The organism is Pseudomonas sp. CGJS7, from assembly GCF_036961695.1.
The window spans coordinates 1-22,445 of the sequence record NZ_JBAMDI010000115.1; the positions used below are offsets into that span (position 1 = coordinate 1).

The 22,445-nt window shown below is 63.0% G+C and carries 19 protein-coding genes; 4 read left to right on the forward strand and 15 right to left on the reverse strand.

All coding sequences use genetic code 11. The features are described from left to right. Nucleotides 1-19: 19 nt before the first annotated feature. Both V7787_RS41265 and V7787_RS41270 read right to left on the reverse strand, forming a co-directional pair. Entirely contained in the window at nucleotides 20-862 is an 843-nt protein-coding gene (locus tag V7787_RS41265; protein WP_003251892.1) for a mechanosensitive ion channel family protein, read from the reverse strand. A 116-nt stretch (nucleotides 863-978) separates the two neighbouring features. Then, a complete protein-coding gene (locus tag V7787_RS41270) occupies nucleotides 979-1,464 on the reverse strand; it encodes a YajQ family cyclic di-GMP-binding protein (protein WP_003251890.1) in 486 nt (161 codons plus the stop codon). Between the two features lie 100 nt (nucleotides 1,465-1,564). Here V7787_RS41270 and V7787_RS41275 point away from each other — a divergent pair, with 100 nt between their 5' ends. Genes V7787_RS41275 through V7787_RS41285 form a run of 3 tightly spaced genes read left to right on the forward strand, consistent with a single transcriptional unit; the run spans nucleotide 1,565 to nucleotide 5,118 of the window. Next, complete coding sequence (locus V7787_RS41275; RefSeq protein WP_198747819.1) at nucleotides 1,565-2,482, forward strand: putative 2-dehydropantoate 2-reductase; 918 nt, start codon at nucleotides 1,565-1,567, stop codon at nucleotides 2,480-2,482. Between the two features lie 37 nt (nucleotides 2,483-2,519). Then, entirely contained in the window at nucleotides 2,520-4,550 is a 2,031-nt protein-coding gene (locus tag V7787_RS41280) for a sensor histidine kinase (RefSeq protein ID WP_198747820.1), read from the forward strand. Between the two features lies 1 nt (nucleotide 4,551). Next, on the forward strand, nucleotides 4,552-5,118 hold the full coding sequence (locus V7787_RS41285) for a cob(I)yrinic acid a,c-diamide adenosyltransferase (protein ID WP_020193628.1): 567 nt from the start codon (nucleotides 4,552-4,554) through the stop codon (nucleotides 5,116-5,118). 136 nt (nucleotides 5,119-5,254) lie between these two features. On the opposite strand, the gene V7787_RS41290 is transcribed toward V7787_RS41285, so the two are convergent. The 4 genes from V7787_RS41290 to secA form a co-directional block, all read right to left on the reverse strand. After that, the gene (locus tag V7787_RS41290; RefSeq protein ID WP_336093371.1) at nucleotides 5,255-6,199 is read right to left on the reverse strand and encodes a Nudix family hydrolase; all 945 of its coding nucleotides are present in this window, start codon (nucleotides 6,197-6,199) and stop codon (nucleotides 5,255-5,257) included. Then, nucleotides 6,196-6,828, reverse strand: a complete 633-nt coding sequence (locus V7787_RS41295) for a glutathione S-transferase family protein (RefSeq protein WP_010952462.1) — start codon at nucleotides 6,826-6,828, stop codon at nucleotides 6,196-6,198. Before V7787_RS41295 ends, V7787_RS41290 begins: the two co-directional genes overlap by 4 nt. A 155-nt stretch (nucleotides 6,829-6,983) precedes the next feature. Then, on the reverse strand, nucleotides 6,984-8,201 hold the full coding sequence (gene argJ, locus V7787_RS41300) for a bifunctional glutamate N-acetyltransferase/amino-acid acetyltransferase ArgJ (protein WP_010952461.1): 1,218 nt from the start codon (nucleotides 8,199-8,201) through the stop codon (nucleotides 6,984-6,986). Between the two features lie 182 nt (nucleotides 8,202-8,383). Continuing rightward, nucleotides 8,384-11,119 carry a preprotein translocase subunit SecA gene (gene secA, locus V7787_RS41305; protein ID WP_104887088.1) on the reverse strand — a complete coding sequence of 912 codons (2,736 nt, stop codon included), beginning with the start codon at nucleotides 11,117-11,119 and terminating at the stop codon, nucleotides 8,384-8,386. 372 nt (nucleotides 11,120-11,491) lie between these two features. Between secA and V7787_RS41310 the strand changes: the two genes are divergently transcribed. After that, complete coding sequence (locus tag V7787_RS41310; protein WP_003251875.1) at nucleotides 11,492-11,947, forward strand: DUF721 domain-containing protein; 456 nt, start codon at nucleotides 11,492-11,494, stop codon at nucleotides 11,945-11,947. A 47-nt stretch (nucleotides 11,948-11,994) separates the two neighbouring features. Here V7787_RS41310 and lpxC read toward each other — a convergent pair whose 3' ends face one another. From lpxC to murD, 9 genes are all read right to left on the reverse strand, one after another. Next, a complete protein-coding gene (gene lpxC, locus V7787_RS41315) occupies nucleotides 11,995-12,906 on the reverse strand; it encodes a UDP-3-O-acyl-N-acetylglucosamine deacetylase (RefSeq protein ID WP_003251873.1) in 912 nt (303 codons plus the stop codon). A 112-nt stretch (nucleotides 12,907-13,018) separates the two neighbouring features. Beyond that, entirely contained in the window at nucleotides 13,019-14,215 is a 1,197-nt protein-coding gene (gene ftsZ, locus V7787_RS41320) for a cell division protein FtsZ (protein ID WP_003251871.1), read from the reverse strand. 55 nt (nucleotides 14,216-14,270) lie between these two features. Further along, on the reverse strand, nucleotides 14,271-15,533 hold the full coding sequence (gene ftsA, locus V7787_RS41325) for a cell division protein FtsA (RefSeq protein WP_003251867.1): 1,263 nt from the start codon (nucleotides 15,531-15,533) through the stop codon (nucleotides 14,271-14,273). 14 nt (nucleotides 15,534-15,547) lie between these two features. Continuing rightward, a complete protein-coding gene (locus V7787_RS41330) occupies nucleotides 15,548-16,417 on the reverse strand; it encodes a cell division protein FtsQ/DivIB (RefSeq protein WP_003251865.1) in 870 nt (289 codons plus the stop codon). Nucleotides 16,418-16,422: 5 nt separating this feature from the next. Continuing rightward, complete coding sequence (locus V7787_RS41335) at nucleotides 16,423-17,379, reverse strand: D-alanine--D-alanine ligase (protein WP_020192745.1); 957 nt, start codon at nucleotides 17,377-17,379, stop codon at nucleotides 16,423-16,425. Further along, the gene (murC, locus tag V7787_RS41340; RefSeq protein ID WP_010952455.1) at nucleotides 17,376-18,824 is read right to left on the reverse strand and encodes a UDP-N-acetylmuramate--L-alanine ligase; all 1,449 of its coding nucleotides are present in this window, start codon (nucleotides 18,822-18,824) and stop codon (nucleotides 17,376-17,378) included. Before murC ends, V7787_RS41335 begins: the two co-directional genes overlap by 4 nt. Then, complete coding sequence (gene murG, locus V7787_RS41345; RefSeq protein ID WP_010952454.1) at nucleotides 18,817-19,896, reverse strand: undecaprenyldiphospho-muramoylpentapeptide beta-N-acetylglucosaminyltransferase; 1,080 nt, start codon at nucleotides 19,894-19,896, stop codon at nucleotides 18,817-18,819. Before murG ends, murC begins: the two co-directional genes overlap by 8 nt. Then, nucleotides 19,886-21,100, reverse strand: coding sequence for a putative lipid II flippase FtsW (ftsW, locus tag V7787_RS41350; protein ID WP_020190051.1), 1,215 nt, complete (start codon nucleotides 21,098-21,100; stop codon nucleotides 19,886-19,888). The genes murG and ftsW overlap by 11 nt, the downstream gene beginning before the upstream one ends. Then, nucleotides 21,097-22,443, reverse strand: a complete 1,347-nt coding sequence (gene murD, locus V7787_RS41355) for a UDP-N-acetylmuramoyl-L-alanine--D-glutamate ligase (RefSeq protein ID WP_064491343.1) — start codon at nucleotides 22,441-22,443, stop codon at nucleotides 21,097-21,099. Before murD ends, ftsW begins: the two co-directional genes overlap by 4 nt. Between the last annotated feature and the right edge of the window lie 2 nt (nucleotides 22,444-22,445).

Here is a 22,445-nt window from a genome sequence, read left to right on the forward strand (position 1 = left end):
CCCCGGCTTGAACGCGGCATTACTGCGTTGCAGTCTCCTGCACCACGCGAATAACCCGCTGCGGAAACGGAATATCGATCCCTTCGGCCTTCAACCGGTCACGCGCATACTCGTTGAGCATGAACATCACGTCCCAGTAATCGGAGGTCTTGGTCCACAAGCGCAGCGATACGGTGATCGAGCTGTCGCCCAGCGTCGACACGACCGCCTGCGGTGCCGGGTCTTGCAGAACACGCGGGTCCTTTGCCAGTTCCAGCAACACATTGCGGGCCTTCTGCAGGTCGGCCTCGTAGTCAACGCCCACATCGAACACCACCTTGCGCGTCGGCTGGCGGTTGGTGTTGGTAATGATGCCGTTGGACAGGCTGCCATTGGGCATGATGACCGTCTTGTTGTCACCGGTGCGCAGCACGGTGTGGAAGATCTGGATACTGTCGACGGTGCCGGCAACGCCCTGCGCCTCGATCCAGTCACCGATACGGAACGGGCGGAACATCAGAATCAGCACACCACCGGCGAAGTTCGCCAGGCTGCCCTGCAAGGCAAGGCCGATGGCCAGGCCTGCGGCACCGATGGCGGCGACGAACGAGGTGGTCTCGATGCCGATCATCGAGGCCACGCTGACCAACAGCAGCACCTTCAGCACGATGTTCGCCAGGGTGCTGATGAAGCCCTGCAGCGCCAGGTCGGCGTTGCGCAGGCCCACCAGCTTGCCGAGGCGGGCGCTGACCTTGTTGATGATCCACCAGCCGACCGCCAGGGTCAGCAGTGCCAGCAGCACACGGCTGCCGTATTCCATGATCAAGGGAATCCACGTCTGGGATTGGCGGACGAGCTGATCGACTTCAGCGTTCAAATCCATATTCATCTCCTGATGCCGAGCGGCAAGTACACGGTAGAACAGGCCGCGCGTGTTATTACGCAACCCCGGCCCCCATGGACATCATTTGGCCATCGGGGTTCCGGGCCACCCCCGCATCAGTCGCGGAAGTTGTTGAACTGCAGCGGCATGTCGAATTCCTTGGTGCGCAGCAGGGCAATGGCTTCCTGCAGATCGTCACGTTTCTTGCCGGTTACCCGTACCTGCTCACCCTGAATGGCGGCCTGTACTTTCAGCTTGCCATCCTTGATGGTGGCAACGATCTTTTTTGCCAGGTCCTTGTCGATACCTTCGCGGAACTTGGCTTCCTGTTTCTTTTCCTTGCCGGAGGCGTAGGGGTCCTTGGTTTCCAGGCACTTCACGTCGATCTTGCGCTTGACCAGTGCCAGGCGCAGGATCTCCAGCATCGCCTCGAGCTGGAACTCTTCCTCGGCGGTGAGCATCACGGTCTGCTCTTTGTCCTTGAACTCGAAGGTGCCTTTGCCCTTGAGGTCGTAGCGGCGGTCCAGTTCCTTGATGGCGTTGTCGACCGCGTTCTGCACTTCGTGCTTGTCCAGTTCCGATACCACGTCGAACGAAGGCATGGTTGTTCTCCCAAAATAAAAGCGCGCTCAGGCTGAAGATGGAGCGCGCTGGGTTTGAAGGTTAAAATGCGGGCTCATTATAACGGGTTGCGAAACGCATATGAGCAGCACCTGGCATATTCTCGGCGCCGGTAGCCTTGGCAGTCTGTGGGCCTGCCGCCTGGCACGCGCAGGCAAGGCCGTGCGCCTGATCCTGCGTGACGGGCAACGGCTGCAGGCCTATCAGCAGGCCGGTGGCCTGACCCTGGTCGAACAGGAGCACACCCGGCACTACGCCATACCTGCCGAAACGGCGCAGGCGCAAGGCCCGATCCACCGGCTGCTGGTGGCCTGCAAGGCCTATGACGCTGCCCCGGCTATTGCCGGTCTAGCGCCACGGCTGGCCGAGAGCGCCGAAGTGCTGCTGTTGCAGAATGGCCTTGGCAGCCAGGATGAAGTCGCAGACCTGGTGCCGCACGCTCGCTGCATCTTCGCCTCCAGCACCGAAGGCGCCTTCCGCGAGGGGGACTGGCAGGTGCGTTTTGCCGGCCATGGCTTCAACTGGCTGGGCGACCCACGTAACCCCATGATCCCCGCCTGGTTCGATGACCTGCACGAGGCCGGTATCCCCGCGCAATGGACAGTAGACATACTGACCCGCCTGTGGCGCAAGCTGGCGCTCAATTGCGCCATCAACCCGCTGACCGTGCTTCACGATTGCCAGAATGCCGGGCTGCTGGGGCACCTGGGTGAAGTGCAGGCCCTGTGCGTCGAACTGGCCCGACTGCTGCGCCGTTGCGGCCAGCCGCAAGCAGCCGAGGGGCTGGACGAAGAAGTGCAGCGGGTAATCCTCGCCACCGCAGCCAACTACTCTTCCATGTACCAGGACGTGCATGCAGGACGGCGCACCGAGTTGCACTACCTGCTCGGCCATGCTTGCCGCGCTGCGGGCCGTCATGGCCTGCACTTGCCGCAGCTGGAACACCTGCTGCAGCGCTTGGTCGAAAACCTGCGCGCGCGTGGTTTGCCCTGCGACTGACGCGGCCCTTCAACCGGATACGGACATTGCCTTGCCCATGACCTTGCGCCAACGCCTGGAAAACCTCCCGGTCGGGCAGAAGCTGCTGGCGGCCCTGCTGGTATTGCTGGTGACCATCTTGCTGATGGCCAACCTCACCTTCATCAGCGCCGCCTACTGGATCACCCAGGAAAGCATGGCGCCCCAGGCCATGCAGACCATCGGCCGGCTGGTGGCCAATCCTCAGCTTGCAGCCCGCGCCGGCGACACCCCGGAAACCGCCCGTGCCCTGCTCAAGGAACTGGAAAGTTACACACCGCTGCGCGCCGCCGCGGTCTACGGTGGCGATGGCCGAATGCTGGCGCAGTTGCAGCATGGCGAGCCGCTGGCCCTGCCCAAACGTTTTCGCAACATCGACGGCTGGCGCCTGATGGAGTTTCGCAGCACTCAGTTGATCCGCATCCCCCGCGATGCCAACCCACCGGCACACTTGCTGCTGGTAGCCAGCAGCGAACTGCCCACGGCCTTCTACACCGGCACACTCAGCGCCAGCCTGGGCATCCTGGTGTTCAGTGTCCTGCTATGGATCGTCATCGCCCGGCAGATCAAACGCCTGATCACCCAGCCGATCAACCAGCTTGAGGAACTCAGCCGCCAGGTTACCCGCGAAGAGAGCTACGCCTTGCGCGCCCAACGCGGCAACGATGATGAAATCGGCAGCCTGGCCGAGGCCTTCAACACCATGCTGTCGCGCATCGAGGCCCGCGAGCAGCAGCTCAAGAGCGCCCGCGACGAGTTCCAGAGTGCCTACGACCAGGCTCAGGGCCTTGCCGAAGAAACCCGCCACACCAACCGCAAGCTGGAACTGGAAGTACAGGTACGCAGCAAGATCGAGAAAAAGCTCACCGGTTTCCAGAACTATCTCAACAGCATCATCGACTCGATGCCCTCGGCACTGATTGCCCTCGACGAACAGCTCTACGTGACCCAATGGAACCACGAAGCCACGGTGCTTTCCGGCACGCCACTGGACGAGGCACTTAACCAGCCGGTGTTCATTGCGTTCGAGCCGTTGAAGCCGTTCCTCCCGCAACTGAAGGAAACCGTGGAAAAACATCGAGTGGCGAAGATCGAGCGGGTAACCTGGCCCAAGGGCGACGACCTGCGCCACTACGCCCTGACCTTCTACCCACTGACCGGCGGCGGCGGGCGCGGCGTGGTCATTCGTATCGACGACATCACCCAGCGTCTGTCATTGGAAGAAATGATGGTGCAATCGGAGAAAATGCTCTCGGTCGGTGGTCTGGCTGCCGGCATGGCGCACGAAATCAACAACCCGCTGGGCGCTATCCTGCACAACGTGCAGAACATTCGCCGACGCCTGTCGTCCGACCTGCCGCGCAACCAGGAACAGGCCGAAGAGCTGGGCATCGACCTGGCCACGATCAACCGCTACCTGGACAGCCGCGAGGTGCCGCAACTGCTCGACGGCATTCAGCAGGCCGGCGCCCGGGCGGCGAAGATCGTCACCCACATGCTCAGCTTCAGCCGCCGCAGCAACCGCCAGCTGGTGCCATGCGAGCTGCCGGCACTGATCGATCAGGCGCTTGAAATTGCCGGCAATGACTTCGATCTGGCCATCGGCTTCGACTTCAAGGGGCAAGCCATCGTGCGCCAGTTCGACCCCGACCTGGGGCCGGTGCCATGTACCGCCAACGAGCTGGAACAAGTACTGCTCAACTTGCTGAAGAACGCAGCCCAGGCCATCCACCAACGCCCGCAACCCAGCGAGCCCGGACGCATCACACTGCGCACCCGGCTAAACCCGCCATGGGCGGAAATCCAGGTCGAAGACAACGGCGTCGGCATGCCCGAGGCGGTGCGCAAGCGCACCTTCGAGCCGTTCTTCACCACCAAGGAAATCGGCCAGGGTACCGGGCTGGGCCTGTCGGTCTCCTACTTCATCATCACCAACAACCACAAGGGGCAGATGGAAGTGCAATCCACGCCAGGCCAAGGCACCTGCTTTACCCTACGCCTGCCCCTCACCCAGCCGGCAGCGGCGGTGCCGGTCAGAACGGAGCAATGACATGGGCTACCGCCTTTCGAAGATCTATACCCGCACCGGCGACAAAGGCGAAACCGGCCTGGGCGACGGCCGTCGGGTGCCCAAGGACCACCCGCGGATCGAAGCGATTGGCGAGGTGGACAGCCTGAACAGCCAGTTGGGGTTGCTGCTGGCGGGGCTCGCCGAGCATGGGCTGAATGAAGTGACCACAGTGCTGGCGCCGTGTCAGCACCGCTTGTTCGACCTGGGTGGCGAGCTGGCGATGCCCAGTTACCAGGCGTTGAACCTGGCAGAAGTGGAACGCCTGGAGGCGGCCATCGATGTGTGGAACGAAGAGCTGGGGCCGCTGAAGAACTTCATTCTGCCCAGTGGTTCGGCGCTGGTGGCGCAGGCGCATGTGTGCCGCAGTCTGGCGCGCAGTGCAGAGCGCCGGTGCCAGCAGTTGAATGCCGTGGAGCCGCTGGAAGGCGTTGGTTTGGCGTATATCAACCGGCTTTCCGATCTATTGTTCGTGGCGGCGCGGATCATCGGGCGGCGGCAGGGGGTGGCTGAGGTTTTGTGGCAGCCCGCCGAGAAACCGAAAGGCTGATACTTCTGGGGCTGCTTTGCAGCCCATTCGCGGGCTTGCCCGCTCCCACAGGTTTCGAGCAGGCTTGAAGCTTGTGAGTTTCCTGTGGGAGCGGGCCCCGCGAATGGGCCCCGCAGCAGCCTCAGTTACAGGGGACTCAGGCCTCGGGCCAGAACGCCCGGATCCCGGCCACACCCTGTGCACCCGCCTCCCAGGCCTGCTGGCGCTCACTCGGCCCTATCCCACCCAGTAGATAAACCGGCTTGTTGAACCCGGCAATCACGCGCTGCGCCTCATCCCAGCCCAGCGGCACCGCATCCGGATGCGTCAGGGTCGCCTGCACTGGCGACAAGGTGACAAAGTCCACGCCCATCTGCTCAGCCAGCGCCAGCTCTTCGGCACTGTGGCAGGATGCCGCCAACCAGCGCTCCTTGGGGAACGGCCGGCCCCTGGCGGCGTACTTGCGCAGCTGCGCGGCCGTCAGGTGCCAACCGGCCGCCGGGAAATCACCCAGCCATTCCAGTGGCCCTTTCAGCATCAGCTGCGCCTTGCCCGCACACAGCCCGACCGCATCCACCGCCACGTCGCGGTACTTGGGGTCGTACATGTCCGGGGCACGCAACTGGATCAGACGAATGCCATTGGCCACGGCCTTCTGGATGCCCTTGAGCAGCTGCGGCACCTCCAAGCCATCCGGGGTGATCAGGTACTGGTCCGGCAGGCGCGCAGCGGCGACGATCGGCTTGTTGGCCTCGGGGAATTCGTACTGCGGCAAATCGCGCGGGGCAACCCATTCCAGCGGCTGGCCTTCGGCACCATGGGGTTCGCCAGTGAACGCTTCGACCTCGCGCACGTCCAGCAGCACCTGCTTTTCCGGGTAGTCATGGCTGACCTTGATCAGCGCACGCGACCGACTTACCTCGATGCCCAGCTCCTCGCGCAGCTCGCGGGCAAGCGCCGCTTCGACGCTTTCGCCTTCTTCCACCTTGCCACCGGGGAACTCCCACAAGCCGCCCTGGTGCTGAGTATCGGCACGGCGTGCGATCAGAATACGGCCATCAGCACCGCGAATGACGGCAGCTACTACATGAATCCGTTTCACGCTTTACGCTCCTCCAGGCCTGCCTGTTGCCATGCCTGGAAGGCTGGCCACTGATAAATGGTCTCGATGTAGGCTGCCGCCTCGGCGGGGACTTCTACGCGGTAGGTGCGCAGGCGCACGGCCACCGGGGCAAAGAAGGCATCGGCCAGGCTTGGCTTGCCGAACAGGAACGGGCCGCTGTCCTTGGCCACCACGCGGCATTCGGACCACAGCGCGACGATACGGTCGATATCGACCTGCACGTCCAGCGGCACAGTGTCCAGCGCCTGGTCACGCGACAGGTCGAACGGCATGGCACCGCGCAGGGCGAAGAAACCGCTGTGCATCTGCGCGCAAGCCGAACGGGCCTGGGCGCGGGCGGCTGCATCGGCAGGCCACAGCTGGGCGTCGGGGTGCTGTTCGTTGAGGTATTCGGCAATGGCCAGGGAATCGGCGATCACACCGTGCTCGGTCTTGAGCAGCGGCACCTTGCCGGTGGAGGAGAAAGCGAGGATGCGCTGGCGGGTATCAGGCTGGTTCAGCTTGATCAGGGTTTCTTCGTAGGGCACGCCAGCCAGCTCGAGCGCCAGGGCGCCACGCAGCGACCAGGAGGAGTACAGCTTGTCGCCGATGATCAGGTGATAGCTCATGGTTCGGCTCCATCAGGTTTGTATTGCAAAACCCGCAGGCCGCTACGCGGCCTTTCGCGGGCAAGCCCGCTCCTGCAGGGACCGCACCGCTCCTGCAGGCATTGCAACACCTGTGGGAGCGGGCGTGCCCGCGAAGAGGCCTTCGGATCAGTAGATCAGGTACGGTACTCGGCGTTGATCTTCACGTACTCGTGGGACAGGTCAGTCGTCCAGATGGTTTCGCTGCACTGGCCACGGCCCAGTTCGATTCGGATGGTGATCTCTTCCTGGGCCATCACTGCCGAACCCTGCGCTTCGGTATAGCTCGGGCTGCGGCCGCCTTTGCTCGCGATGCAAACGCTGTCCAGGTAGACATCGATCAGGCTCACATCCAGCTCCGGTACACCGGCACGGCCTACGGCGGCGAGGATGCGGCCCCAGTTCGGGTCGGAAGCGAACAGCGCGGTCTTGATCAGCGGCGAGTGGGCCACGGCGTAGCCAACGTCCAGGCACTCCTGGTGGTTGCCACCGCCGTTGACCTGCACGGTCACGAACTTGGTCGCGCCTTCGCCGTCACGGACAATGGCCTGGGCCACTTCCATGCACACTTCGAACACGGCCTTTTTCAGCGCTTCGAAAAGCGCGCCGCTGGCTTCGGTCACTTCCGGCAGGTCGGCCTTGCCGGTAGCGATCAGCATGCAGCAATCGTTGGTCGAAGTGTCACCATCGATCGTGATGCGGTTGAACGACTTGTTGGCGCCGTCCAGCATCAGGTCCTTGAGTACCTTTGGCGCCACCTTGGCGTCGGTGGCGATGTAGCCCAGCATGGTCGCCATGTTCGGGCGGATCATGCCTGCACCCTTGCTGATACCGGTAACGGTGACGGTCACGCCATCGTGCTGGAACTGGCGGCTGGCCCCTTTGGGCAGGGTGTCGGTGGTCATGATGCCGGTAGCGGCCTCAGCCCAGTTGTTTTCCGACAGGTTGTCGAGGGCGGCCTGCAGCGCGCCTTCGATCTTTTCGACCGGCAGCGGCTCGCCAATCACGCCGGTGGAGAACGGCAGTACCGACTCGGCCGGTACGCCAGCCAGTTCGGCCAGCTTGGCGCAGGTGCGCTCGGCGGCGGCCAGGCCTGGCGCGCCGGTACCGGCGTTGGCGTTACCCGTGTTGGTCAGCAGGTAGCGCACGGTGCCCTGTACACGCTGCTTGGACAGGATCACCGGCGCGGCGCAGAAGGCGTTGAGGGTGAACACGCCAGCCACGCTGGAGCCTTCGGCACAGCGCATGACCACCACATCCTTGCGCCCCGGGCGCTTGATACCGGCAGAAGCGATACCGAGTTCAAAACCCGGAACCGGGTGCAGGGTGGGCAAAGGACCAAGACCAACAGCCATTAGAGCGCTCCTAGAAAAAACGATGATGTCGAAAAAGGGGCCGCTTCGCACCCCATCGCGACACAAGGCCGCCCCCACAAGGATCGCGCCCGTTCATGGACGAGCGCGGTACCTGTGGGAGCGGCCTTGTGTCGCGAAAGGGCCGCAAAGCGACCCCAGGCTTGTACAACGTAAGGTTCAGATCACTCGATCTGACCGTGGCAATGCTTGAACTTCTTGCCCGAACCACACCAGCACGGCTCGTTGCGGCCCAGCTTCTGGTCATTGCGTACTGGCGCCGAGGCTACCGCTACTTCGGCACCCTCCTCGCTCAGTTGCTCACTTTCCAGGCCCGGTGCAGCGGCGTGCTGGAACTGCATGCGACTCGCCAGCTCTTCGGCCTCGCGGCGCAGGCGAGCTTCTTCTTCGGCCGGGTCTTCGCGGCGAACCTGTACGTGCGACAGCACGCGGATGGTGTCGCGCTTGATCGACTCCAACAGCTCCTGGAACAGGCTGAACGACTCGCGCTTGTACTCCTGCTTCGGGTTCTTCTGCGCATAACCACGCAGGTGAATACCGTGACGCAGGTGGTCCATGGTCGACAGGTGGTCTTTCCACAGGTCGTCCAGTACGCGCAGCAGAATCTGCTTCTCGAAGGTTCGCAGGGCCTCGAGACCGGCCTGGTCTTCCTTCTCGGTGTAGGCCGTGGTGATCTCGCTCAGCAGCTTCTCGCGCAGGGTCTCTTCGTAGAGGTGATCGTCCTCGTCGAGCCATTGCTGGATTGGCAACTTGATGGCGAAATCGCTGGCCAGCGAAGCCTCCAGGCCGGCTACGTCCCACTGCTCTGGCAGCGACTGCGGCGGAATGTGCTGGCTGATGGTAGCGTCCAGGACTTCCTTGCGGAATTCGACGATGGTGTCGCCAATGTTGTCGGCGGCCAGCAGGCTGTTGCGCATGTGGTAGATCACCTTGCGCTGCTCGTTGGCGACGTCGTCATATTCGAGCAATTGCTTACGAATGTCGAAGTTGCGGCCTTCGACCTTGCGCTGGGCTTTCTCGATAGCGTTGGTGACCATGCGGTGCTCGATGGCCTCGCCCGACTGCATGCCCAGTGCCTTCATGAAGTTCTTCACCCGGTCAGAGGCGAAGATGCGCATCAGGCTGTCTTCCAGCGACAGGTAGAAGCGGCTGGACCCCGGGTCGCCCTGACGACCGGAGCGGCCACGCAGCTGGTTGTCGATACGGCGCGATTCGTGGCGCTCGGAAGCGATTACATGCAGGCCACCCGTCTCGATCACTTGCTGGTGACGCTTCTGCCAGTCGGCCTTGATCTGGGCGATCTGCTCGGCTGTCGGGTTTTCCAGGGCAGCCACTTCGGCTTCCCAGTTACCGCCCAGCAGGATGTCTGTACCACGGCCAGCCATGTTGGTGGCGATGGTCAGTGCACCTGGCGCGCCTGCTTGCGCGATGATCTCGGCTTCCTTCTCGTGATACTTGGCGTTGAGCACCTTGTGGTCGATGCCTTCCTTTTTCAGGAGGTTGGACATGTGCTCGGAAGTTTCAATGGTCGCGGTACCCACCAGCACCGGACGGCCCAGCTTCATGCTTTCCTTGATGTCGGCGATGATCGCGGCGTATTTCTCGTCAGCGGTCAGGTACACCAGGTCGTTGTAGTCCTTACGCGCCAGTGGCTTGTTCGGCGGAATGACCATCACGTTCAGGCCATAGATCGACTGGAACTCGAACGCTTCGGTGTCGGCGGTACCGGTCATGCCGGACAGCTTGGTGTACAGGCGGAAGTAGTTCTGGAACGTGGTCGAAGCCAGGGTCTGGCTCTCGGCCTGGATGTTCAGGTTCTCTTTTGCCTCGATGGCCTGGTGCAGGCCCTCGGACAGGCGACGACCCGGCATGGTACGGCCGGTGTGTTCGTCGATCAGCAGAACCTGGCCGTCCTGGACGATGTACTCGACGTTGCGGTGGAACAGCTTGTGTGCACGAAGACCGGCGTAGACGTGTGTCAGCAAGCCCAGGTTGTGCGCGGAGTACAGGCTCTCGCCTTCAGCCAGCAGGCCCGCCTGGGCCAGCATCTCTTCGATGAACTGGTGACCGGCTTCGTTCAGCTCCACCTGGCGACTCTTCTCGTCGATGGTGAAGTGGCCTTCCTGGGTGACCTGGCCTTCGACCTCTTCGATGTGCTGGGTGAGGCGCGGGATCAGGCGGTTGATCTCGATGTACAGCTTGGAGCTGTCCTCGGCCTGACCGGAAATGATCAGCGGGGTACGCGCTTCGTCGATGAGGATGGAGTCGACTTCGTCGATCACGGCGAAGTTCAGTTCACGCTGGAACTTCTCGTCCTGGCTGAACGCCATGTTGTCGCGCAGGTAGTCGAACCCGAATTCGTTGTTGGTGCCGTAGGTGATGTCGGCTGCATAGGCGGCGCGCTTTTCTTCCGGCGGCTGGAAGGCCGAGACGATACCGACCGACAGACCGAGGAATTCGTACAGCGGGCGCATCCAGTTGGCGTCACGGCGCGCCAGGTAGTCGTTGACGGTGACCACATGCACGCCCTTGCCGGACAATGCGTTGAGGTAGACGGCCAAGGTACCGACCAAGGTCTTGCCTTCACCGGTGCGCATTTCTGCGATCATACCCTCGTGCAGGGTCATGCCGCCGATCAACTGCACATCGAAATGGCGCATGCCCATTACGCGCTTGCCGGCCTCGCGGGCCACGGCGAAGGCTTCGGGCAGCAACTGGTCCAGTGTCTCGCCTTTGGCCAGGCGTTCCTTGAACTCTGCAGTCTTGCCCCGCAGTTGCTCGTCGGAGAGGGCCACCATCTTCTCTTCGAAGGCATTGACGATACTCACCGTCTTGAGCATGCGTTTGACTTCACGCTCGTTCTTGCTTCCAAAAAGTTTTTTTAACAAAGGCGCAAACATATCGGCAGGATCTTCCACACGTAGGGATGGAGGGCGGCCCCATGAGTCGCCCGTGCAGCCCATAGGCCGCATGCGAACGAGCATTCTACCCGGAAACGATGGTGAGGAAAGTGGTGGATTTCCACGATGCTGATACAGCGTTTTGGCGGGGGCCTGTTTTAGATAGGGGCATTTTCACTGAGTTCAAGGCTTGGCAACATGAAAGCTATCGAGAACCAGTCTTGTCTTTGGCTGCCTGTGCCGGCCCCTTCGCGGGTGAACCCGCTCCTACGAGGTATCGATAGCCCTGGTAGGAGCGGGTTCACCCGCGAAGAGGCCGGTACAGGCAACGGAGATGTTAGACTGTGCCCACGTCACCTCACGCGTACCCCCATGGCCTACAAACCCTCCCCCGCCCAGCCGCCCTCCGCCCTGCTGCGCCAGGTGCGCCCGCTGCGCCTGCTGCTGAACCAGGCCGAGCGCCTGGAGCACTTGCAGCGCCTGCTGGAAAGCCAGTTGCAACCGGCTGCCCGCGAGCACTGCCATGTGGCGTCCTGGCGCGATGGTACTTTGTTGCTGGTGGTTACCGACGGCCATTGGGCCACCCGCCTGCGCTACCAGCAGAAGCGCTTGTTGGCGGCACTGCAGGCCATGGAAGCATTCGGCAACCTCAGGCGCATCCTGTACAAGGTGCAGCCGCCGCTGGTGCCGGCCAAGCGGGGCGGGCATGCTGCCGAGCTTTCGAACAGCGCGGCCGAGAGCCTGCGCGACACCGCCGAAGGCATTACCGACCCCAAACTGCGCGCAGCACTGGAACGGTTGGCCGCCCACGCCCAGGGCAAGCCATAAAAAAGGCCACCCGAAGGTGGCCTTAATGAACTAGAGAGTGTTCGAACTTACACGGCCGCAACAGGGCGCATGTACGAGATCGGTGCCGTACTGGCATCTTCGAAAGTGACCACTTCCCAGGCATCGGTTTCAGCAATCAGCTTGCGCAACAGCTGGTTGTTCAGCGCGTGGCCGGACTTGAAGCCCTTGAACTCGCCGATCAGGCTGTTGCCCAGCAGGTACAGATCGCCGATGGCGTCGAGGATCTTGTGCTTGACGAATTCGTCTTCGTAACGAAGGCCGTCTTCGTTCAGCACGCCGTCCTCATCGACCACGATGGCGTTCTCGACACTGCCACCCAACGCAAGGTTGTGCTTGCGCAGGTACTCGATGTCACGCATGAAACCAAAAGTACGCGCGCGGCTGACTTCCTTCACGAACGACGTGCTGGAAAAGTCGACGCTGGCGCTCTGGGTCCGGTTGCGAAGCACCGGGTGATCGAAATCGATCTCGAAGCTCACCTTGAAACCTTCGAAAGGCAGGAACGTGGCGCGCTTGTCGCCCTCTTCCACGGTTACCTCACGCAGGATGCGGATGAACTTCTTGGCTGCGTCCTGTTCTTCCAGGCCGGCAGACTGAATCAGGAATACAAAAGGACCGGCGCTGCCATCCATGATCGGCACTTCCGAGGCGGAGAGCTCGACGTAGGCGTTATCGATGCCCAGACCCGCCATGGCGGAGAGCAGGTGCTCGACCGTATCGACCTTGACGTCACCGTTGACCAGCGTCGTCGACATGGTTGTCTCGCCGACGTTGGCCGCACGCGCAGGGATCTCGACCACAGGGTCGAGGTCGGCGCGGCGGAAGACGATGCCGGTGTCAACAGGTGCAGGCTTGAGGGTCAGGTAGACCTTCTCCCCGGAGTGCAGACCGACACCTGTGGCACGGATGGTATTCTTCAGGGTGCGTTGTTTAATCATGGCATTGGCCGCTTCAGCGCAAATTGCGAACAGGTATCAACAAAGGCTGGGGATGATAACAGACCCAACCTTTGATGAATACCAATCACCTTTATACCCCTGATAAATTCCATTAATCAGCCTGACGACGCAGGAATGCCGGGATATCGAGGTAGTCCAGGTCATCCTGAGGGTTCAGTTTAGCGGCTGCGGCAGCACCTGCATGCGCCTGGTTGCGCATGACGGTCGGGCGCTCCAGGTCACGGTAGTTGACCGCTGGCTGCTCCTGGCGCACCGGCGCAGGATTGGACGCTTCGTACGCCTGCTGGGCAGTCTGCAGGGTATTGTCGACCACCTTCACAGGCTTCTCGATGCGTGCGCCCAGACCAGTGGCCACCACGGTCACGTGCAGTTCGTCGCGCATGTCCGGGTCGATCACGGTGCCGACCTTGACCATCGCGTGGTCGGAGGCGAAGGCTTCGATGATGCTACCCACGTCGGAGTACTCACCCAGCGACAGGTCCGGGCCTGCGGTGATGTTCACCAGGATACCGCGGGCGCCCTGCAGGTTGACGTCTTCCAGCAGCGGGTTACGGATAGCTGCCTCGGTGGCTTCACGCGCACGGTTCGGGCCGCTGGCGCAACCAGTACCCATCATGGCCATGCCCATTTCACCCATCACGGTGCGCACGTCGGCGAAGTCGACGTTGATCATGCCTGGGCGCTTGATGATGTCGGAGATACCGCGTACGGCACCGGCCAGAACATCGTCAGCCTTGGCGAAGGCGGACAGCAGGCTGGCATCCTTGCCCAGGATGGTCAGCAGCTTCTCGTTGGGGATGGTGATCAACGAGTCGACGCTTTCAGCCAGCATGCGGATGCCTTCATCGGCGATCTGCATGCGCTTGCGGCCTTCGAACGGGAACGGACGGGTCACCACTGCTACGGTGAGGATACCCATTTCCTTGGCCACTTCGGCAATGATTGGCGCTGCACCGGTACCGGTACCGCCACCCATGCCGGTGGTGATGAACACCATGTTGGTGCCCTGCAGCACTTCGGCAATGCGCTCACGGTCTTCCAGCGCGGCCTGACGGCCGACTTCCGGATTGGCACCGGCACCCAGGCCCTTGGTCACACCCGTGCCCAATTGCAGGATGGTGCGCGCGCCAATGTTTTTCAGCGCCTGGGCATCGGTGTTGGCGCAGATGAATTCCACGCCTTCGATGCTGCTCTTGACCATGTGGTTGACGGCGTTGCCGCCACCACCACCAACGCCGATCACTTTAATGACCGGACTTTGCGGGACGTTGTCTACGAGCTCGAACATTTTCCCTCTCCTTACAGTTCTCTAGTTGTTGCGCCTACCACTACTGCTTTGAAACTTAGAAGTTGCCCTGGACCCACTTCTTGAAGCGTTCAAGCACTGGGGCCTTCGGTTCATCGCCATAGCTGTTGCTGCTGCTGTTGCTGTTACCGGTCAGGGCCAAGTCCTCGGACTGCTTCAGCAGGCCGTAGGTGAGCAAGCCCACACCAGTGGAATAGATCGGGTTGCGCACCACGTCGCTCAGCCCCCGAACGCTGTGCGGCACGCCCAGGCGTACCGGCATGTGGAAGATTTCCTCGGCCAGTTCGACGGCGCCTTCCATCTTCGCGGTGCCGCCGGTGAGGACGATGCCGGCGGGCACCAGGTCTTCGTAGCCGCTGCGGCGCAGTTCGGCCTGGATCAGGGTGAAGAGCTCGTCGTAACGTGGCTCCACCACCTCGGCCAGGGCCTGGCGCGACAGCTCGCGCGGTGGGCGATCGCCCACGCTCGGCACCTTGATGGTCTCGCCAGCGCCAGCCAGTTTGGCCAGGGCACAGGCGTAGCGGATCTTGATTTCTTCGGCGTACTGGGTCGGGGTACGCAGGGCCATGGCGATGTCGTTGGTCACCTGGTCGCCAGCAATCGGGATGACCGCCGTGTGGCGGATGGCGCCCTCGGTGAAGATGGCGATGTCGGTGGTGCCGCCACCGATGTCCACCAGGCACACGCCCAGCTCTTTTTCATCATCGGTCAGCACCGAGTAGGCCGAAGCCAGCTGCTCGAGGATGATGTCGTCGATTTCCAGGCCGCAGCGGCGCACACACTTCTCGATGTTCTGGGCGGCGTTGACTGCGCAAGTGACCACGTGAACCTTGGCTTCCAGGCGCACGCCAGACATGCCCAGCGGCTCGCGCACGCCTTCCTGGTTGTCGATCACGTAGTCCTGCGGCAAGGTGTGCAGCACGCGCTGGTCGGCCGGAATCGCCACGGCCTGGGCAGCGTCGAGTACGCGTTCCAGGTCGGCCAGGCTGACTTCGCGGTCACGGATGGCGACGATGCCGTGGGAGTTCAGGCTGCGGATGTGGTTACCGGCCACACCGACGAACGCCGAGTGGATACGGCAGCCGGCCATCAGCTGCGCCTCTTCCACGGCGCGCTGGATCGACTGCACGGTGGACTCGATGTTCACCACCACGCCTTTTTTCAGGCCACGGGACGGATGGGTGCCGATCCCGACGATTTCCAGGGTGCCGTCTTCGCCCACTTCGCCCACCAGCGCCACCACCTTGGAGGTGCCAATGTCCAGCCCGACGATCATTTTGCCGCTATGCGCGTTTGCCATGGTCCTGCCTCTCTCTAATTCTTCGCAACGGCGGGTTGGGCCGTCGTCGGTGCAATCGGTTCCCGCCAACCAACGGCAAGTCCGTTGGAATAACGCAGATCAATGCGGGCGATAGTGGTGATCTGGTCTTTGAGTGTCTTGTCGTAAATGGCAATGAAACGGCGCATCTTCTCCACCAGATGATCGCGCCCCAGCAGCAACTCGATGCCTGGCCCGGCACTGCTCGCACCGGTGGTCAGGAACCAGCTGCCTCGCTCGCGCAGCTCCAGGCGAGCGATGGAAAAGCCCAAGGGGCGCAGCATCTGGCTCAATACCTGATACTGCTGCATGACTTGTTGCTGAGCACGCTGCGGCCCGGCCAGCTGCGGCAGGTGCTCATAGTTGGCCAGCTCGCGCGGGGTGAAAGCCTGACCCTGGTTGTTGAGCAGGGCTGCGTCCCCCCAGCGTGCCACCGGCAGCTGCTCTTCAAGGCGGATCACCACCTCGTCGGGCCACACCCGGCGCACTTCGGCGTGGGCGATCCACGGCATCTGCTCGAGCTCGGCGCGCATCGCCGGCAGGTCGACGCTGAAGAAGCTCGCCGCCACGTAGGGCGCGATACGCTGCTGCACCGATTGCTGACTGATGTAGCTGAGGTCGCCCTGCACATCGATCTTGGTGATCGGGCGGTCGGCGTACGGCATCAGGCGAATGGCGCCCTCGTAGGCACCAAAGCCGGCCGCCACCAGCAACACCGGCCACAGCAAGCGCTTCAGGCCGCCCAGGCTTGGCCGGGGCAGGCGCGCCGATACGGGCTCGTCGGCCACCAGCCGGCTGGCACCACGCGGCACCGGCTTGCTACGGCCGGTAACGGGTTGCTGCTGACGTATCATCGCGCCTTGCATGGTTATTAACCTCGCGTCGCCACGCTTTCGGCCAGGATTGCCAGCACCAGTTGCTGGAAGTCCAGGCCAGCCGCGCGGGCCGCCATGGGCACCAGGCTATGATCTGTCATGCCTGGTGCGGTGTTGACTTCGAGCAGCCAGAACCGGCCCTGCTCGTCCTGCATCACGTCCAGCCGCCCCCAGCCTTCGATGCCAATGGCATCGCAGGCGCGCGCGGTCAGGTCGATCAGTTCCTGTTCCTTGACGCTATCCAGCCCGCACGGGATGCGGTACTGGGTATCGTTGGCGATGTACTTGGCGTCGTAGTCGTAGAACACGTGCGGCGTACCCAGGGCGATCGGCGGCAGCACCTGGCCGCGCAGTACCGCGATGGTGAACTCCGGGCCGTGGATCCACTGCTCCACCAGTACCTGGGAATCGTATTTGGCGGCGTCCTGCCAGGCGGCGACCAGTTCCTGGGTGCTGTTCACCTTGGCCATGCCGATGCTAGAGCCTTCATGGGCGGGTTTGACGATAAGCGGGAAGCCCAGTTCCGTACTGGCCTGCAAACAATCGCTTTCGCTCGCCAGCACCGCGTGGCGTGGCGTGGGAATGCCCAGGCTCTGCCACACCTGCTTGGTGCGCAGCTTGTCCATCGCCAGCGCCGAAGCGAGGATGCCGCTGCCGGTGTAGGGGATGCCCAGGCACTCCAGCAAACCTTGCATGCTCCCGTCTTCACCGCCACGGCCGTGGAGGATGATGAAGGCGCGGTCAATCTTCTCGCTCTGCAGGCGTGCGAGCAGGTCGTCACCGACGTCGATGGCAACCACGTCGACGCCGGCAGTGCTCAGCGCATCGATCACTGCGGCGCCGGATTTCAGCGACACTTCACGCTCGGCGCTCTTGCCACCGTACAGCACGGCGACGCGACCGAACGCCTTGACGTCCAGGGTCGAGTGCAGCTTGTCGTAGGCGCTGGTCATTTCGACTTCTCCTGCTTGGCGCCTGCGAACAGCGGGCTTTTCATCAACTGGGGAGCCAGGCCGCCGACATCACCGGCACCCTGGCAGAGCAGGATGTCGCCAGCGCGCAGCAGTGGCTTGACCAGCGGTGCCAGTTCGGCGCCGCGCTCGATGTAGATCGGGTCCAGCTTGCCGCGCTGGCGGATGCTGTGGCACAGCTGACGGCTGTCGGCACCGGGGATCGGCTCTTCGCCGGCCGGGTAGACCTCCATCAGCAGCAGCACGTTGGCATCGCCCAGCACCTGGACGAAATCGTCGTACAGGTCGCGGGTGCGGCTGTAGCGGTGCGGCTGGTAGACGATCACCAGGCGGCGGCTTGGCCAGCCACCGCGCACAGCCTTGATCACCGCCGCCACTTCGGTCGGGTGATGACCGTAGTCGTCGACCAACATCACACTGCCGCCTTCGACCGGCAGCTCGCCGTATACCTGGAAGCGACGACCGACACCCTGGAAGCCGGACAGGCCCTGGACGATGGCCTCGTCAGTAATGCCTTCGTCAGTGGCGATGGCGATGGTAGCCAGGGCGTTGAGCACATTGTGGTTGCCGGGCATGTTCACCGAAACCTCCAACGGCTCGCGGTCACGGCGCAGCACGGTGAAGTGGGTCTGCATGCCCTGCTGACGCACATTGATGGCGCGGATGTCGGCCTCTTCACTGAAGCCGTAGGTCACGGTCGGGCGCTTCACCTGCGGCAGGATCTCGCGAACCACCGGGTCGTCCAGGCACATCACCGCCAGCCCATAGAACGGCAGGTTGTGCAGGAACTCGACGAAGGTTTTCTTCAGCTTGTTGAAGTCACCTTCGTAGGTCGCCATGTGGTCGGCGTCGATGTTGGTGACAACCGCGACCATCGGCTGCAGGTGCAGGAAGCTGGCATCGCTTTCGTCTGCTTCAGCGATCAGGTAGCGGCTGGTGCCCAGCTGCGCATTGGTGCCAGCAGCGGTAAGGCGGCCACCGATAACGAAGGTCGGGTCCAGGCCACCGGCGGCGAACACTGAAGCCAGCAGGCTGGTCGTGGTGGTCTTGCCGTGAGTACCGGCAACGGCCACGCCATGGCGGTAACGCATCAGCTCGGCGAGCATCTCGGCACGCGGCACTACCGGAATGCGCCGCTCGAGGGCGGTGGCAACTTCCGGGTTGGCCGGGTTGATGGCGCTGGACACCACCAGCACATCGGCGGTGGCGGCGTTCTCGGCGCGGTGGCCGACAAAGATCTCAGCGCCGAAGGACTCCAGGCGTTCGGTGACCGGCGAGGCTTTAAGGTCCGAACCGGACACTTCATAGCCCAGGTTCAGCAACACTTCGGCAATACCGCACATGCCCACGCCGCCGATGCCGACGAAGTGAATGCGGCGAATACGGCCCATCTTCGGCTGGGGCATGGCTTTCTGGCTCTCAACCATGGGCCACCTCCAGGCAGATATCGACCACGGTGCTGGTTGCAGCAGGTTTGGCCAGGCGCCGAGCGGTGCCAGCCATGACGTTGAGTTTCTCGGGTTGCATCAGCACCTCGTTCAGGCGTTCAGCGAGTTGCGCTGCGCCAGTTGTCGCTTGTGGCATCAGGAAGGCAGCGCCTTCGCGGGCCAGATATTGGGCGTTGTGGGTCTGGTGATCGTCGATCGCGTGGGGCAAAGGCACCAGCATCGAAGGCAGGCCTGCTGCCGCCAGTTCGCTGACAGTCAGGGCACCGGCCCGGCACACCACCAGGTCGGCCCAGCCATAAGCCTGGGCCATGTCTTTGATGAAAGGCTCTACCTGAGCCGCGACGCCCGCCTCGTGATAACGCTCGGCGGTGATCGGTGCGTGCTGCTTGCCGGCCTGGTGGAACACCTCTGGCCGCAGCGCCGCGGGCACCTCGGACAGGGCCTTAGGCAACAATTTGTTCAATGGTTCCGCACCCAGGCTGCCCCCCAGCACCAACAGGCGTGCGCGGCGCTCGCCCAAAGGCGTGCGTTGCGCGTCCATGAAGAGCTCCGGACGCACCGGGTTGCCGGTGGTGCGACGTTTGTCGCTGGCCTCGAAGGTGTTCGGGAAAGCTTCGCAGACCCGCGCCGAGAGTGGCACCAGCAACCGATTGGCGGTACCGGCCCTGGCGTTCTGCTCATGGATCACCAGTGGCACGCCGCACAGCCGCGCGGCCACGCCGCCGGGGCCGGTCACATAGCCGCCAAAGCCCAGGACACATACGGGCTTGAGCTGGCGAATGATGCGCCGTGCCTGCAGCACTGCCTTGACCAGGGTGAAAGGCGCCTTGAGCAACGACAGCTTGCCCTTGCCGCGCAAGCCGCTGACCTGAATCAGATGCAATGGCAAACCCGCCTGCGGCACCAGCTCGTTCTCGATGCCACGCGGGGTGCCCAGCCAGTGCACGCTGTAACCGCGCGCCTGGAACTCACGGGCGCAGGCCAGCGCCGGGAACACGTGCCCCCCGGTGCCGCCGGCCATGATCAACACATTTTTGCCTTCAGCGGCCATGACTGGTCTCCTCGGCAAAATCGCTTTCGCTGAATTCGTGCTCCTCACTGCCCAGGTGCGTGCGGCTCTCCCACTCGATGCGCAGCAACAGGCCCACGCAGGCGCAGCAGATCACCAGCGAGCTCCCCCCGTAACTGAGAAACGGCAGGGTCAGGCCCTTGGTCGGCAGCAGGCCGACATTCACACCGATATTGATCAGGAACTGGCCAATCCACAGGAAAGCCAGACCGAACGCCATGTAGGCGGCAAAGAACTGTTTGGCTTTTTCGGCCCACAGGCCGATGTAAAGGGCGCGCACGGTGACAAACACGAACAGCGCGACGGTCAGCAGCGAGCCGACCACCCCCAGTTCTTCCGCCAGGACCGAGAACACGAAGTCGGTGTGCGCTTCAGGCAGGTAGAACTGCTTCTGCACGCTGTTGCCCAGGCCAACACCCAGCCACTCGCCACGGCCGAAGGCGATCAGTGCCTGGGTCAGCTGGTAGCCCGAGCCGAACTGATCGGCCCAGGGGTCGGTGAAGGTAATAAGGCGCGCCATCCGGTAGGGCTGCGCCTGCACCAGGACAAATACCGCCAGCACCGCCAGCACCACCATCAGGCTGAAGCGGAACAGCCCCACCCCTCCCAAAAACAACATGGCCGCCGCCGCGCCCATCATCACCACCGTGGCACCGAAGTCCGGCTCCATCAGCAGCAAGGCGGCCATGGGCAGCAGCACGATGAACGGCTTGAAGAAGCCCATCCAGGTTTCGCGCACCTCGGTCTGTCGGCGTACCAGGTAGCCGGCCAGGTAGATGACCACGAACACCTTGGCGATTTCCGAAGGCTGCACGTTGAAGAAGCTGAAACCGATCCAGCGCATGGAGCCGTTGACCTCACGGCCGATACCCGGCACCAGCACCAGTACCAGCAAGCCGAAGGCGCCAAGCAGCATCATGAAGCCCATGCGCTGCCAAGTGGCGATCGGCACCAGGATGGTTGCACCACAGGCCACCAGGCCAAGGAACACGTACACCAGGTGGCGGAACATGTGATACAGCGGGTTGCCGGACTGTACCGCAGCCACTTCCGAGGAGGCCGAAGTGATCATCACCAGGCCCAGGCCCAGCAAGGCCAGGCAACCGGCGAGCATCGGGAAGTCCAGGTCGATGCCACGGCCGCTGATCAGCGGCGACGGGTAGGGTTTGAAGATGCCGAAGATCATGCAAGACCTCCCGCTGCCTGGGCGAACAGACGCCCTCGTTCCTCGAAGTTCTTGAACATGTCGAGGCTGGCGCATGCTGGCGACAGCAGCACGGCATCGCCGGCCTGGGCCAGCTCGGCACACTGCTGTACGGCATCGTCAAGGGTCTTGACCCGAACCAGTGGCACGGCATCGCCCAAGGCCTCGGCCAGGCGCTCGGCATCACGGCCAAGCAATACCACGGCGCGGCAGAAACGCTTGACCGGCTCGCGCAGCGCAGTGAATTCAGCACCTTTGCCGTCACCACCGGCGATCAGCACCAACTTGCCTTCGATATCAGCGCCCAGGCCTTCGATGGCGGCCAGGGCTGCACCGACGTTGGTGGCTTTGGAATCGTCGTACCAGTTCACGCCATTACGCTCGCGTACCCACTGGCAACGGTGGGCCAGGCCACCAAACTCGCGCAGGGCCTCGAGCATGGGCTCGAACGGCAGGCCGGCAGCATGCCCCAGGGCCAGCGCCGCCAGGGCGTTGCTCTGGTTGTGAGCACCGCGAACCTTCAGTTCACGCGCCGGCATCAGCGTCTGGAACTCGAACGCCAGGTATTTCTCACCGTCCACTTCACGCAGGCCAAACGCTTTGAAGTCGGGCGGGTTGAGGCCGAAGGTCCAGCATGGACGGCCTTCCACCGGCAGCGGCCGGCTCAGGGCGTCCTGGCGGTTGACCACCACCTGGCGGGCACCGCGGAAAATCCGGTGCTTGGCCAGGTGGTAGGCCGGAAGGCCGCTATAGCGGTCCATGTGGTCTTCGCTGATGTTCAGAACGGTCGCCACTTCGGCGTTGAGCTGATCAGTGGTTTCCAGCTGGAAGCTGGAAAGCTCCAGCACGTACAGCTCGATGTCATCGGCCAGCAGGTCGAGCGCCGGGGTACCGAGGTTACCGCCCACGGCCACGCGTTTGCCGGCCTTGACGGCCATTTCACCGACCAGCGTCGTGACGGTGCTCTTGGCGTTGGAACCACTGATGGCAACGATCGGCGCCTTGGCATGGCGAGCAAACAGCTCTATGTCGCCAGACAGCTTCACGCCACGCGCGGCCGCCTGCTGCAAGGCCGGCGTGGCCAAGGCCAGACCGGGGCTCACGTACAACTCGTTGGCGCGGCACAGGAAGTCCACGTCCAGTTCACCACAGCGCACTTCCACCTGCGGGTAATCACGGCGCAGGGTTTCCAGTTCCGGCGGTTGCTCGCGGGTATCGGCGACCGCAAAGGCAATGCCCCGGCTCGCCAGGAAGCGAACCAGGGACATGCCGCTCTTGCCGAGGCCGACAACGATGCGGAATTGGTCGGAAGCGATCAAAGACACGC

Bases quoted from the DNA above. Each gene is read 5' to 3' on its own strand.
- V7787_RS41265 (WP_003251892.1), bottom strand. From the start codon at position 862: ATGGATTTGAACGCTGAAGTCGATCAGCTCGTCCGCCAATCCCAGACG.
- V7787_RS41270 (WP_003251890.1), bottom strand. From the start codon at position 1,464: ATGCCTTCGTTCGACGTGGTATCGGAACTGGACAAGCACGAAGTGCAG.
- V7787_RS41275 (WP_198747819.1), top strand. From the start codon at position 1,565: ATGAGCAGCACCTGGCATATTCTCGGCGCCGGTAGCCTTGGCAGTCTG.
- V7787_RS41280 (WP_198747820.1), top strand. From the start codon at position 2,520: ATGACCTTGCGCCAACGCCTGGAAAACCTCCCGGTCGGGCAGAAGCTG.
- V7787_RS41285 (WP_020193628.1), top strand. From the start codon at position 4,552: ATGGGCTACCGCCTTTCGAAGATCTATACCCGCACCGGCGACAAAGGC.
- V7787_RS41295 (WP_010952462.1), bottom strand. From the start codon at position 6,828: ATGAGCTATCACCTGATCATCGGCGACAAGCTGTACTCCTCCTGGTCG.
- argJ (WP_010952461.1), bottom strand. From the start codon at position 8,201: ATGGCTGTTGGTCTTGGTCCTTTGCCCACCCTGCACCCGGTTCCGGGT.
- secA (WP_104887088.1), bottom strand. From the start codon at position 11,119: ATGTTTGCGCCTTTGTTAAAAAAACTTTTTGGAAGCAAGAACGAGCGT.
- V7787_RS41310 (WP_003251875.1), top strand. From the start codon at position 11,492: ATGGCCTACAAACCCTCCCCCGCCCAGCCGCCCTCCGCCCTGCTGCGC.
- lpxC (WP_003251873.1), bottom strand. From the start codon at position 12,906: ATGATTAAACAACGCACCCTGAAGAATACCATCCGTGCCACAGGTGTC.
- ftsZ (WP_003251871.1), bottom strand. From the start codon at position 14,215: ATGTTCGAGCTCGTAGACAACGTCCCGCAAAGTCCGGTCATTAAAGTG.
- ftsA (WP_003251867.1), bottom strand. From the start codon at position 15,533: ATGGCAAACGCGCATAGCGGCAAAATGATCGTCGGGCTGGACATTGGC.
- V7787_RS41330 (WP_003251865.1), bottom strand. From the start codon at position 16,417: ATGCAAGGCGCGATGATACGTCAGCAGCAACCCGTTACCGGCCGTAGC.
- V7787_RS41335 (WP_020192745.1), bottom strand. From the start codon at position 17,379: ATGACCAGCGCCTACGACAAGCTGCACTCGACCCTGGACGTCAAGGCG.
- murC (WP_010952455.1), bottom strand. From the start codon at position 18,824: ATGGTTGAGAGCCAGAAAGCCATGCCCCAGCCGAAGATGGGCCGTATT.
- murG (WP_010952454.1), bottom strand. From the start codon at position 19,896: ATGGCCGCTGAAGGCAAAAATGTGTTGATCATGGCCGGCGGCACCGGG.
- ftsW (WP_020190051.1), bottom strand. From the start codon at position 21,100: ATGATCTTCGGCATCTTCAAACCCTACCCGTCGCCGCTGATCAGCGGC.